Raw genomic sequence first — 12,762 nt, forward strand, 5'->3', positions numbered from 1 at the left:
GTGGCACCTACCGGGTCGTACGAAACGAGTGGTGGACGCAAGATGTCAGACGCCTGGCCCGGTAGGGAAGTACCTTTTACCGCAGGCAAGTTGATGATCTTGTGGCTGAAAATCGCCGTACCGTACCGGTTTTCGCCGCCCGATGCGGGAGCGAACCGCGAACTCCGTCGCGTGCGGCCGGCTCTCGCCCTCCCCGGCGGCCGGTCCGGGCCGCCGACCCACCGGGCCGCGGCCCCTGCGGCGGTGCCCCGGCGGGCCGGCGGCCGGGGGTGGATCCGGTCATCGGGGCGACGGGTTCGCCCCTGCACACCAGCCGGGTCCCCTCGTACGAGGGGCGCGCGGCCGGGACAGGGGCGAGGGCGGGGCCGGGTGTGGGCCGGCCGGGCCGGGCACCGTGGGGGCGAGCCCCGCCCGGCCGGCCCCGGGGAAGGACCGGCGTCGCGCCGGGCCCACCCCCTCACGGGCGTTCCGGTCAGACCGGGACGCCGTCCTTGTCGCTGCCCGACTGGACGGGCACGGCGGCCGGTTCCTCCTCCGCAACCGCTCCGTGTACGTCGTCGATCAGCGTGGTCTCGTCGAAGGGGAGACGGCCCGCGAGGACTTCGGTCGCGCGCTCGCGGTCGAACTCCTTGGTCCACGTGCCGATCAGCACCGTCGCGACGGCGTTGCCCGCGAAGTTGGTCAACGCCCGCGCCTCGCTCATGAACCGGTCGATGCCCACGATCAGCCCGACCCCGTCCACCAGCTCGGGCCGATGGGACTGGAGGCCGCCGGCCAGCGTGGCCAGGCCCGCGCCGGTCACGCCGGCCGCGCCCTTCGAGGCGATGATCATGAACAGCAGCAGCGAGATCTGCTCGCCCAGCGCGAGCGGCTTGCCCATCGCCTCCGCGACGAACAGCGAGGACATCGTCAGGTAGATCGCGGTCCCGTCCAGGTTGAAGGAGTAACCCGTAGGCACCGTGATGCCGACCACCGGTCGCGAGACCCCGACGTGCTCCATCTTCGCGATCAGCCGCGGCAGCGCCGACTCGGAGGAGGACGTCGACAGGATCAGCAGGAACTCCCGACCCAGGTAGCGCAGCAGGGCGAACACGTTGATGCCCGTACACACCCGCAGCAGGGTGCCCAGCACCACGAACACGAACAGCAGACAGGTCGTGTAGAAGCCGATCATGATCACGGCCAGGGACTTCAGCGCGTCGACGCCGGTGGCCCCGACCACCGCCGCGATCGCCCCGAAGGCGCCCACCGGCGCCGCCCACATGATCATCGCGAGCACCCGGAAGACCAGCTTCTGGATGTACCCGATCCCGCGCAGCACCGGTTCGCCCGAGCGCCCCATGGCCTGGAGGGCGAACCCGCTGAGCAGTGCCACCAGCAGCGTCTGGAGGACCTCGCCCCCGGTGAACGCGGACACCATCGTGGTCGGGATGATCCCCAGCAGGAACTCCTGCGTGCTCTGCGCCCCGCCCGCCTCGGCCTGCGCCTCGCCGGCGCTGCGCGCCGCCTCGGTCAGGTGCAGTCCGCTGCCCGGCTCCAGCAGGTTCCCCACCAGCAGACCGATGGCCAACGCCACCGTGGACATGACCATGAAGTAGCCGAGGGCCAGACCGCCGACCGCGCCCACCTTCGCGGCCTTGCGCACCGAGCCGATGCCCAGCACGATCGTGCAGAAGATCACGGGCGAGATCATCATCTTGATGAGGTTCACGAAGCCGGTGCCCAACGGCTTCAGCTCGACGGCGACGCCGGGGGCGGCGAAGCCCACGGCGATGCCGAGCAGCACCGCGGCGATCACCGCGATGTACAGATAGTGGGTCTTGTCGCGCCTGGCGGCCACGATGCCTCCTGGTGGTGATTGCGTTCCGGGAGACCATCGCCCACCCTGTGACCCCGGTCACCCTTGCGTTCATTGAGTTCACGGCCGGGTGCAGACTGAGCGCCATGTTCCGCTTCCCCCGACCGCCGCGCAGCCTCGCCGGCCAGCTCTTCGCCATGCAGGTGCTGCTGGTCGCCGTCGTCCTCGCCGGCTGCGCGGTCTTCGCCTACGCGACCGCCCGCGGCCAGGCCGAGGAGGCGGCCCGGCTCCAGGCCGGGGCCGTCGCCCGCGCGGTCGCCGACTCGCCCTCGGTGGTCGAGGCGGTACGGGGCGCCGGACGCGGGACCGACCCGTCGGCGGCGCTCCAGCCCTACGCGGAACGGGTGCGGGTCGACTCGGGAGTGGACTTCGTGACGATCATGTCCCCGGCGGGGCGTCGCTGGACCCACCGCGATCCGCGCCGCATCGGCGAACCCTTCCTCGGGAACACCGCCCCGGCGCTGCGCGGTGAGACCTTCGCCGAGACCTACACCGGCACCCTCGGTCCGTCCATCCGCGTGGTCACCCCGCTGCTCGACGACGGGCGCGTCGTCGGCATGGTCAGCGCGGGCATCACCGTCCGCGCCATCAGGGACCGGCTGGCCCGGCAGCTCTCCGCCCTCGTGTGGGTCGCGGCCGGAGCCCTCACCCTCGGCGGCGTGGGGACGTACATCGTCAACGCCCGCCTGCGCCGGCACACCCACGGCATGAACGCGGCCGAGCTGAGTGGTGTGTACGACTACCACCAGGCGGCCCTGCACGGGGTGCGGGAGGGACTGTTGATGCTCGACGGCCGGCGTCGGATCACCCTGATCAACGACGCGGGCCGCGAACTGCTCGGCCTGCGCGGCGAGGTCAGGGGGACCGCGGTCGCCGACCTCGCCCTGCCCCCGCCACTCACCGGCGCCCTGCTCGCGGACCGGCCCCGGGTGGACGAGGTGCACCTGACCGCCGACCGGGTCCTGGTGGTCAACAGCTCTCCCGTGGCGGGCGGTGGCCGCCGCGGTACCGTGGTCACCCTGCGGGACCACACCGAACTCCAGTCACTCGCGGGGGAGTTGGACAACGAACGGGGATTCACCGAGGCTCTGCGCTCACAGGCCCACGAAGCGGCCAACCGGCTGCACACCGTGGTCTCCCTCATCGAGCTCGGCCGCGCGGACGAGGCGGTGGAGTTCGCCACCGCCGAGTTGGAGTTGGCCCAGGCCCTCACCGACGAGGTGGTCACCGCCGTCGGCGAACCGGTGCTGGTGGCCCTGCTGCTCGGCAAGGCCGCGCAGGCACACGAGCGGGGGGTCGAGCTGATCGTCACCCGGGACAGCAGCGCCGTCGACACGGGCCCCGGCACGCCGCCCGCCCGGGACCTCGTCACGGTCCTCGGCAACCTCGTCGACAACGCCGTCGAGGCACTCACGGGTACCCCGGGCGGGCGGGTCGCCGTCACGGTCCGGCACGAGGGCGAGAGTGAGGGCGAGCACGAGGGCGAGCACATCCTGATCCGGGTCACGGACAACGGCCCCGGGCTGCCCGAGGGCGCCGGGGCCGACGTCTTTCGACGCGGCTGGTCCGGCAAGGGGGAGGGGCGCGGGCTCGGTCTCGCGCTGGTCCGTCAGGTGGCCCACCGGCACGGCGGCAGCGCGGACGCCGCCCCCGCGTCGGACGGCGGCGCGGAGTTCATCGTACGGCTGCCCGTGCGCCGCGCGGTGCGCACGTGAGCGCCCCCGAGGTGCGGGTCCTGGTGGTCGAGGACGACCCGGTGGCCGCCGACGCCCACGCGCTGTACGTCGGCCGGGTGCCCGGGTTCACCGCCGTCGGCGCCGTCCACTCACTGGCCGAGGCCACCCGGGTGCTGGAACGGACCCGGATCGACCTGTTGCTGCTCGACCTGACCCTGCCCGACGGCCACGGACTGCGCTTCGCGCGCGGCCTGCGGGCCGCGGGGCACCCCGTGGACGTGATCGTGGTGACCTCGGCGCGGGACCTGACCGTGGTCCGCGAGAGCGTCTCGCTGGGCGTCGTGCAGTACGTGCTGAAGCCCTTCGCGTTCCCGACCCTGCGCGAACGACTGTTGCGCTATGCGGAGTTCCGCGCGACGGCGGGGGAGGCGGCCGGTCAGGACGACGTCGACCGGGCGATGGCCGCACTGCGCTCCCCCCGCCCGGCGGAACTCCCCAAAGGCCTCAGCGCCCCGACCCTGGACAGGGTCGCGGCGCTGCTGCGGGGGGCCGACGACGGGCTGACCGCCGCCGGGGCGGCCGAGGCGGCCGGGATCTCCCGGATCACCGCCCGCCGCTACCTGGAGCACCTGGTGGACACCGGTCGTGCGGACCGGACGCCCCGGTACGGCCAGGTGGGCCGCCCCGAACTGCGCTACCGCTGGCTCGCGGAAGCGGGCTCGGTGTCGAAGGTGTAGAACTTCCGGTGGTCCAGCATGTCGGCCGGCGTCACGTCGTTCCACGGCCGCATCGTGTCGTTCAGGTCCACGACGTTGGTGGTGCCGGCGGCCGGAAGGTACGTGGACTGCGGGTGCCTGGCCTGCCAGTCGGCCCACAGCTTGTCGATGTACGCGTGGTGCATCCAGAACACCGGGTCGTTCGGGGAGACGCCGGTTGCCATCTGTCCGCCGACCCACACGTGCACGCGGTTGTGGAGGTTGGCGCCGCGCCAGCCCTCCAGGTTGTTGCGGAAGCCGTTCGAGGCGCTGTTCCAGGGAGCCATGTCGTACACCGGCATGGCCAGTACGGCTTCCACCTCGGCCTTGGTGGGCAGTTCGGCCACACCGGTGCCGAGCGCCCTGCGCAGGTAGGAGCGGCCGTCCACCCGTACGTCTATGTTCCACTTGCCCGTCGCGTAGGCGAACGGTCCGTCCAGGACCTGTCCGTCGCGGGCCCGACCGGTGCCGCCGAGGAAGTCGGCGGCCCAGAGGGAGGAGCGGGTGGTGCGGTCCGTCGTCCAGTCCCAATAGGGAAGGGAAACGTTTTTGTCCACCACCTGGAGAGCCGCTTCGAACTCCAGCAGAAACCGACGGTGCCAGGGGAGGAAGGACGGGGACCGGTGGCCGACCCGGTCGCCGGAGTCGGTGTCGCTCATGATGAAGCCGTTGTGCGTGGTCACGAAGCGGTCGTAGCGGCCGGTGCGCTTCAGTTCGAGCAGCGCGTTGGTGAAGGCGCGCTTCTCCTCGGAGGTGAGCGTGGCCTGGTTCTTGCGCACGGTCATCACATGCCGCCCATCGGGACGAGGGTGGCGCCCTGGAGCTCGCGCACGGCGGCGCGGGCGAGCGAGATCGGGGTGGCGAAGGTCTCGTAGTGGTTGACCACGCTGATCCAGCTGCCGTCGGCGTTCCGCATCACGTGGAGTTCGCCGCCGTCTATGCGGACCGTGGGAAGGTCGGGCGAGTGGTGGCCGCCGTGATGACCGCCGCCGGTGGCGGGGGTGATCCGGATGCGGCGGCCCAGGTAGACCTCGTCGACCGTGCCGGCGGGTATCGCGGCGCGGGAGTCGGTGCCGGCCGCGTACGCGGTGGCGCCCGCGAGGCCGATGACGGAGAGTGCGCCGGCAGTGGTGCCCAAGGCCTGCCTGCGGGTGATCTTGTTCATGGCCGAAGAACTATCAGGCGGGCGGGGATAGTTGACCGCTATCCGGACATCGAAGGATAAGTTGCGTAGTGAACGAATTGGCCGATCTTCCCGTTCCGGCCGAGTTCGCCAGGCCGAACGGGAAGATCTGCGTCAGTAAGTCTACTCGTCAGTAATTCTTTCGGTATCTCGCGGTTCCTATGGGTGGGATCACATCGAAGAGTCGGCCGGAAGCGTGTGCGAAACGTCGCCCCCGACAGCACCGGGCGCCACCCGAGGCCGCCTTCGGAGTTAATGACGGTTATCGGCCTATAGTCCCGATATGGCCCTGCATGAGACGAAGGACGCATCCGCCACCGACTCCGACACGGACGTGTTCGCGTCCGTCCTGAGCGGGCAGGTTCTCCCCAAGTACCGGATGCCCGACGACCACTCACCCACCGAGGTGGTCTACGAGCTGATCAGCAACGAGCTGCTCCTCGACGGCAACGCGGCCCAGAACCTGGCCACCTTCTGCACCACCTGGTCCGACGACGGCGTCCACCGCCTGATGAACCAGTGCCTCGACAAGAACATGATCGACAAGGACGAGTACCCGCAGACGGCCGAGATCGAGGCCCGCTGCGTCAACATCCTCGCCGACCTGTGGAACGCCCCCGAGGGCACCACCGGCACCGGCTGCTCCACCACCGGCTCCAGCGAGGCCGCCATGCTCGGCGGACTCGCCCTCAAATGGCGTTGGCGCGCGGCCCGCAAGGCCGCCGGCCTGTCCACCGACCGACCCAACCTGGTGTGCGGACCGGTGCAGATCTGCTGGGACAAGTTCGCCCGCTACTTCGACGTCGAACTCCGCCAGGTCCCCCTGGAGCCGGGCGCCACCGGCCTGCGGCCCCATCAGCTCGCCGACCACGTCGACGAGAACACCATCGGTGTGGTCGCCATCCTCGGTGTCACCTACACCTGTGACTACGAACCCGTCGCCGAGCTCGCCGCCGAACTCGACCGGATCCAGCAGACCAGCGGCTGGGACGTCCCCATCCACGTGGACGCCGCCAGCGGCGGCTTCGTCGCGCCCTTCCTCCACCCCGACGTGGTGTGGGACTTCCGGCTGCCGCGCGTGGCCTCGGTCAACACCTCGGGGCACAAGTACGGGCTCGCGCCCCTCGGCGTCGGCTGGATCGTGTGGCGCACCGCCGACCTGCTCCCCGCCGACCTCGTCTTCGACGTGGACTACCTCGGCGGCGACATGCCGACCTTCGCCCTCAACTTCTCCCGCCCGGGCGGCGAGATCATCGCCCAGTACTACCTCTTCCTGCGCCTGGGCAAGGGCGGATACCGGCGCGTCCAACAGGCCTGCGCCGACACCGCCCAGTACCTGGCCGGCGAGATCGCCGGGATGGGGCCCTTCACCCTGCTCTACGACGGGCGCGGCGCGCTGCCCGCCGTCTCCTACACCCTCGCCGATCCGGCCGGGGCGGGCTTCACCCTCTACGACCTTTCCGACCGGCTGCGGATGCGCGGTTGGCAGGTGCCCTCGTACCCGCTGCCGGCCGACCGCGACGACACCGTGATCCAGCGGGTGCTGGTCCGGCACGGGGTGACCCGCGATCAGATCGCCCTGCTGATCGCCGACCTGAAGGCGGCCGTCGAGCACCTGGTCAAGCACCCGCAGCCCGTGCCGACCACCGAGCCCAAGTCCGGGTTCCACCACTGACGGCGGGCGGCCGTCGCGCCCCCGTGCGCGGCGACCGCCACGCCCGGGGTGCGTGGCGGCGGACCGGAGTGCGCGGCGGCGGGCCGGAGTGCGCGGCGGCGGACCGGAGCGCGCGGCGGCGGACCGGAGCCTGCCGGGCGGAGGGAGTCGCTCAGCGGGCGCCGAAGTTCTGCGTCCACCAGGGGCCGCCGGAGCCGTTGTGAATGCCCACGCCGATGTCCTTGAAGGAGCAGTTGAGGATGTTGGCGCGGTGGCCCGGGCTCTTCATCCAGGAGTCCATCACGGACTGGGCCGTCTGCTGCCCCCGCGCGATGTTCTCCCCGTAGGTGGACCAGTCGTAGCCGGCGGCGGTGGTCCGCTTGCCCGGGTCGGCGCCGTCCGGGTTGGTGTGTGCGAAGAAGTCGCGCCGGGCCATGTCGTCGGAGTGGCCCTGGGCGGCGGCACGCAGCTGCGAGTCCTCCTTCAGGGGTCCGCAACCCGCCTTCGACCGCTCGGAGTTGACCAGCGCCACCACCTGCCCGGCCACGCCCTGCGGCGGTGCGGGCGCCGGCGCGGGAGCGGAGGGGCGCGGGGCCGGCGGGTCGCTCTTGGTCCGCTTGGGGGTCGGCTTAGGCTTCGGGGTCTCGCTCGGCGACGGCGAAGCGGAGGCCGACGCGGAGGGCGAGGCGGAGGCGGAAACGGACGGAGAGGGCGACGGCGAGGCGGACGTCGAGGGGAGGGCCGTGCTCGGGTCGGGTGCGGAAAGTGCCGCCAGCGGGGACGCGGGGGCGCTGCCGGCGGCCTCCGGCTCACCGGAGCCGGGCAGCGAGCCGAGGTACACCAGACCGCCTCCCGCGACGCACGCGGCGATGACCGCGCCGCCGATGGCCCGGCGACGGTTCTGACGTCGCCTGCGCCGGTCGCCGCGACCGGCGGCGGCCTCGGCGGCGTGTCCACCGGCGCCCTCGCCCTGCTCGGCCGCCTTGCGACGGGCCGCCCGGCCCGGCCCGGACACCACCGGGGCGAGCTGGGTCGCCGCGTCGGCAAACGAGGCCCCCGAGTCGTATGAGGCGCCTGAGCCGTACGAGGTACCTGCGTCGTGGGAGGTACCTGCGTCGTACGAGGTGCCGGTGTCGTACGAGGTGCCCGCGTCGGCGAGGGTCGCGCCCACCGGGGTCATGCCGCCGGCGCCGGCCGCGGCCGACCGTATGCCGGCCAGCAGGGCCGCGCCGACCGGCACCAGCGCCAGCCCGGCCAACAGCCCCTCCGCCGGGACCAGGCCGCTCCACAGCCCGGAACAGCGCACGCACTCCCGCGCGTGCCGGGCTATTCGCTTGCGCCACAGCGTCGAGGGCAGCCCGTCCCAGCCCGCCGCGAGCCCGCGCAGCTCCTCGCACGGCGGCTGGGCGTCCAACGCCCGCTCGACCACGCGAGCCGACTCCAGTTGGGCCTTCATCCGCTGGACCCGGACCGCCGTGTGCTGGGGGGAGAGTTCCAGGGCGGCCGCCATCTCGCCGCGCGTCAGCTCACCGGCGCACTCCAGCCACCACAGCGACAGCAACGCCCGGTCGTCGGGCTCCAGCCAACGCGTCGCCCGCGCCGTCTCCCGGCGCTGCCCCTCCAGGTTGAGCCGTACGACGGTCAGGTCGACGAAGTCGGCGCCGGGGTCCGCGACGTCCCAGGCGGCCTCCAGACCGCTCTCGCCCGGGCCGCTCTGCCGGGCGGCCCAGTGGGCCCGTATCCGGTTCATCGCGATCGCGACCAGCCAGGACCGGAAGCTCTCGTCCGCACGCAGACCGCCCAGTCCGTCCAGCGCCCGCAGCATGGTGTCCTGCACCACGTCGTCCACGTCGCAGGACCCGTTCAGGGCCCGGCCGACGATGTTGTAGACGAGCGGCAAATAGGTGCTGACGAGCTCGTCCTGCGCGCGGGGATCGCCCGCGCGGGCCGCTGCCACCAGCGCTGCCGTGTGCTCTGTACTCATGTGATCTTCCCTGTCCGTACCGGCGGTCGATGATGCCCAATACCTGGGAGACAGTCGAGAGGGGCCTTGATAACACTTATCCGCAAGACGAATCCGCCGCCACCGCCGCGCGTGCTGTTCCGGCGGCGGGCCGGGGGAGCGGCAAGGGCGCCTCGGGGCCTCACAGCAGCGGGGCCAGCGCCGCCGTGGCCGCGCGCAGGGCGGGTGCGTACGCCTCGATCTCCTCGCGGGAGACGAGGAAGGTCACGGTGGTGACCGAGACCCCGCCCACCGGGCGTCCGTCCGGGCCCACGATCGCCGCGCCGATGCAGCGGATGGTCGGCTCGTTCTCCTCGTCGTCCACCGCGAACCCCCGGGCGCGCACCACGTCCAGTTCCGCCAGCAGCGCCCGCGCGGTGGTCAGCGTCCCGGGGGTACGGCCCGGCAGGCCGGTGGCGGCGATCAGGCCCCGTACCTCATCGGCCGTCAGGCCGGCCAGAATGCTCTTGCCGATCGCCGTGGTGTGCAACGGCATCCGCATGCCCACCCGGGACGCGGTCCGGAAGGGCTGCTCGCTCTCCAGCTTCCGGATGTAGGTGATGGTCTCCCCGCTGTGCAGGGCGAGATGGACGGTCTGGCCCGTGGCCCGCCGCAGCTCGCGCAGGATCTCCTCGATGCTCGCCGGCTCCCCGCCGCTGACCAGCGCAGACAGCCCCCGCAGCCGAGGACCCACGCCGTAGCGGCTCCCGTCCTCCGCGCGCACGAAGCCCTGTTCGATCAGCGATGCCAGGATCCGGAAGGTGCTCGACTTGGGCACGGCGGCCGCCGTCATGACGTCGGCCAGCCGGTGCGGGCCGCCCGGAGCGGCCACCGCCTCCAGGATCCGCAACGACTTCTCCAACGCGGAACCCGCCGCCGAACTCCGCCCACCGCGCGCGACGCCGTCGGCTCCCGTTGCTGCATCCGTTGACACGGGGTCTCCCGGCGTGTGTAAGGTCCGAAACAGTAAGTGCCGGTACACGATACGTCGTTCCACTACGTGGAACAACTGGGGGTTCCTTGTTGTCCTGTCATCCCTACGCGGTGATAGCGGCGCAGCGCCTGCTGCCGGTGCTGCGCGACGCCGACGCCGACGAGACCGTCCGCCGGACCACCGCACTGCTCGCCGCGGGTTGCCGGGCCGTGGAACTGACCACCTCCACCCCCGGTTGGGCCGGGGCCGTCGCCCGAACCGCGCCGCTCACCGACGCCGCCGGCCGCTCCGCGCTGATCGGCGTCGGCACCGTCACCACCGCCACCCAGGCCGAGCAGGCCCTCGACGCCGGCGCCGGCTTCCTGATCTCCCCCTACCCGGCACCCGAGGTCCGGGAGTTGGCCCGCCGGCGCCGGGCGGTCTTCATCGAAGGCGGGTTCACCCCCGGCGAGATCGCCGCGGCAGCCCGGTCCGCGGGCGCCGCGAAGGTCTTCCCCGCCCATGTGGGAGGCACCCGGTTCATCCGCTCCCTCAAGGCCGTCCTCCCCGAGGCCCTGATCATCCCGACCGGTGGCATCCGGCCGGGCGAGGTGCGCGAATGGCTCGCCGCCGGGGCGGGAGCCGTCGGCATCGGCGACGGGCTCCCGGCCGACCCCGGCGAACTGGCCGCCGTCTTCGCCGAACTGGCCCGGCCGTGCTGCCCGCGCTGCACCCCGGAGCGCTGACCGTGCCCGGACGGCGGCATCGGACCGACTACGACGTACTCGTCCTCGGCGAGGTCCTCGTCGAGATCCACGCCGACGCCGCCCTGCGCGACGCCGCCGACGGAACCGCAGCCCGCCTCTCCTACTCGGGCGACGCCCTCAACGCGGCCGCCGCCGCGGCCGCCGCCGGAGCCCGGACCGCGCTGCTGGCCGTGGTCGGCGAGGACGAACTGAGCGTGCCGCTGCTGGCCCGCGCCACCGCCCTCGGGGTGGACGTCTCCCACGTGCGTCGCGCCCCGCGACCCAACGGCGCCTACCTGCTCTCCGCGGACACCGAGGGCGACCGGGAGTTCGTCTACTGGCGCACCGGCAGCGCCGGTTCCACCCTCGCGCCCCGTCACGTCGTCTCCTGGCGGAGTCTGCTGACCGGTACCCCGACCCTGATCACCAGCGGCATCACCGGCGCCCTGTCGCCGAGCAGCCGCGAGGCGGTGCTGGCCGCCGCCCGGCTCGTGCACCAAGCCGGCGGGCACCTCTCGTACGACCCCAACCACCGCCCCCGCCTGACCGGCCGGGACGAGGCCCGCTCCCTGCTCGCCCTGATCGCCCCGCTGACCGGGCTGCTCAAGTCCTCCTGCCCGGCCGACGCGCTCGCGCTGGTGGACACCGACGAACCGGTGCTCGCCGCCGCCCGCTACCGCGCGCTCGGTGCCCGGGCCGTCGCCGTGACCGCGGGCGCCGACCGGCTGCTGTTGGACGACGGGGCGGGGGCCGCGTTCCATCCGGTTCCCGTCAACGCCGCCCCCGTCGACGCGACGGGCGCGGGCGACTGCTTCACCGGTACCGTCACCGCCCGGCTCGCGCTGGGCGACACCCTCGCGGACGCCGTGTCCTACGGGCTCGCCGCCGCCTCCCTGTCCGTGTCCGGCCGGGGCGGCACCGGACTCGTCCCCGACTTCGCCGAGACGGCGGCCCTGGCCGCCGCCCACCGGGGCAGGGCGCTCCCCGGCTGACCGGCGGCGGCCCCGGGCCGCCGGCCGCAGCCCCCTCGCTACGGCGCTTCGAGGAGGGCGATCTCCGCCGGCGACAGGCGCAGCGACCCGACGGCGACGTTCTCGACCAGGTGGTCGGGGTTGCCGGTACCGGGGATCGCCAGCACGTGGGCGCCCCGGCTCAGCGTCCAGGCCAGGCGGAGCTGGGCCGTGGACACCCCGTGTTCCGCGGCGAGCGCGAGGACCTGCGGCCCGTCGGTCTCGACGACCCCCGCCTCCCGGCCGGCGCCGGCGATCGCGAAGAAGGGCACGAAGGCCACGCCCCGCTCACCGCACGCGTCGAGGAAGGCGTGGTCCTCGGCGGGGGAGCCGATCCCGTACGGGTTCTGCACACAGACCACCGGGGCGATGGCCGTGGCCTGCGCGAGGTGGTCGGGCCGCGCGTTGGAGATCCCGAGGTGGCGGATCAGCCCGGCCGTGCGGAGTTCGGCGAGGGCCCCGAAGTGCTCGGCGATCGAACCGGTGCTCTCGCGCCGGGGCACGCGCAGATTGACCACGTCGAGGTGGTCACGGCCCAACTGGCGCAGGTTCTCCTCCACCTGGCCGCGCAACTGGTCGGGCTCCGCCCACCACCAGTTCCCGGCGGCGTCCCGGCCGGGGCCCACCTTGGTGGTGATGACCAGCTCGTCTCCGTAGGGGGCGAGCGCCCGGTTGATGAGCTCGTTGGCGGAGCGCAGCGGGGAGAAGTAGAAGGCCGCCGTGTCGATGTGGTTCACCCCGAGCTCCACGGCCTTGCGCAGCACCCCCGTGACGCGGTCGCGGTCGCTCGGGGAACCGTCGGCGAGGTGGGTGAGGCGCATCGCGCCGAAGCCGATCCGGTTGACGGTCAGATCGCCCAGCCGCCAGGTCCCGGCCGCGTCGGCATTGATCGTTTCAGAGGTCATGCGGCACTTTCGCACACCCCCTGCGGGGCTCCCACCTGCGGTGGGCGGGTCCAGGCGGTC

General features: G+C 72.8%; 11 protein-coding genes. 5 read left to right on the forward strand and 6 right to left on the reverse strand.

What is annotated here, in order from left to right; all coding sequences use genetic code 11:
- Positions 1–472: 472 nt before the first annotated feature.
- On the reverse strand, positions 473–1,840 hold the full coding sequence (locus ACIRO3_RS19210) for a cation:dicarboxylate symporter family transporter (RefSeq protein WP_404138071.1): 1,368 nt from the start codon (positions 1,838–1,840) through the stop codon (positions 473–475).
- A 104-nt stretch (positions 1,841–1,944) separates the two neighbouring features.
- Between ACIRO3_RS19210 and ACIRO3_RS19215 the strand changes: the two genes are divergently transcribed.
- The gene (locus tag ACIRO3_RS19215; protein WP_404138074.1) at positions 1,945–3,573 is read left to right on the forward strand and encodes an ATP-binding protein; all 1,629 of its coding nucleotides are present in this window, start codon (positions 1,945–1,947) and stop codon (positions 3,571–3,573) included.
- Positions 3,570–4,271, forward strand: a complete 702-nt coding sequence (locus ACIRO3_RS19220) for a response regulator (protein WP_361775761.1) — start codon at positions 3,570–3,572, stop codon at positions 4,269–4,271. Before ACIRO3_RS19215 ends, ACIRO3_RS19220 begins: the two co-directional genes overlap by 4 nt.
- On the opposite strand, the gene ACIRO3_RS19225 is transcribed toward ACIRO3_RS19220, so the two are convergent.
- Both ACIRO3_RS19225 and ACIRO3_RS19230 read right to left on the reverse strand, forming a co-directional pair.
- On the reverse strand, positions 4,229–5,074 hold the full coding sequence (locus ACIRO3_RS19225) for a tyrosinase family protein (RefSeq protein WP_404138079.1): 846 nt from the start codon (positions 5,072–5,074) through the stop codon (positions 4,229–4,231). The genes ACIRO3_RS19220 and ACIRO3_RS19225 overlap by 43 nt on opposite strands.
- The gene (locus tag ACIRO3_RS19230; RefSeq protein WP_365999843.1) at positions 5,074–5,454 is read right to left on the reverse strand and encodes a tyrosinase cofactor; all 381 of its coding nucleotides are present in this window, start codon (positions 5,452–5,454) and stop codon (positions 5,074–5,076) included. The genes ACIRO3_RS19225 and ACIRO3_RS19230 overlap by 1 nt, the downstream gene beginning before the upstream one ends.
- Positions 5,455–5,755: 301 nt before the next feature.
- Here ACIRO3_RS19230 and ACIRO3_RS19235 point away from each other — a divergent pair, with 301 nt between their 5' ends.
- Positions 5,756–7,147 carry a glutamate decarboxylase gene (locus ACIRO3_RS19235; protein ID WP_404138082.1) on the forward strand — a complete coding sequence of 464 codons (1,392 nt, stop codon included), beginning with the start codon at positions 5,756–5,758 and terminating at the stop codon, positions 7,145–7,147.
- A gap of 151 nt (positions 7,148–7,298) precedes the next feature.
- Here ACIRO3_RS19235 and ACIRO3_RS19240 read toward each other — a convergent pair whose 3' ends face one another.
- On the reverse strand, positions 7,299–9,110 hold the full coding sequence (locus ACIRO3_RS19240; RefSeq protein WP_404138084.1) for a sigma-70 family RNA polymerase sigma factor: 1,812 nt from the start codon (positions 9,108–9,110) through the stop codon (positions 7,299–7,301).
- A 160-nt stretch (positions 9,111–9,270) separates the two neighbouring features.
- Positions 9,271–10,062 (reverse strand): IclR family transcriptional regulator, encoded by a 792-nt coding sequence (locus ACIRO3_RS19245; protein ID WP_404138087.1) that lies wholly within the window; start codon positions 10,060–10,062, stop codon positions 9,271–9,273.
- Positions 10,063–10,172: 110 nt separating this feature from the next.
- Between ACIRO3_RS19245 and ACIRO3_RS19250 the strand changes: the two genes are divergently transcribed.
- Positions 10,173–10,787 (forward strand): bifunctional 4-hydroxy-2-oxoglutarate aldolase/2-dehydro-3-deoxy-phosphogluconate aldolase, encoded by a 615-nt coding sequence (locus ACIRO3_RS19250; RefSeq protein WP_404138090.1) that lies wholly within the window; start codon positions 10,173–10,175, stop codon positions 10,785–10,787.
- A gap of 2 nt (positions 10,788–10,789) precedes the next feature.
- Complete coding sequence (locus ACIRO3_RS19255; protein ID WP_404138092.1) at positions 10,790–11,779, forward strand: PfkB family carbohydrate kinase; 990 nt, start codon at positions 10,790–10,792, stop codon at positions 11,777–11,779.
- A gap of 38 nt (positions 11,780–11,817) precedes the next feature.
- On the opposite strand, the gene ACIRO3_RS19260 is transcribed toward ACIRO3_RS19255, so the two are convergent.
- Positions 11,818–12,702 (reverse strand): aldo/keto reductase, encoded by an 885-nt coding sequence (locus tag ACIRO3_RS19260; RefSeq protein ID WP_361775785.1) that lies wholly within the window; start codon positions 12,700–12,702, stop codon positions 11,818–11,820.
- Positions 12,703–12,762 lie beyond the last annotated feature (60 nt).

This window comes from Streptomyces sp. NPDC102278 (assembly GCF_044766345.1).
Taxonomy (GTDB): Bacteria; Actinomycetota; Actinomycetes; order Streptomycetales; family Streptomycetaceae; genus Streptomyces.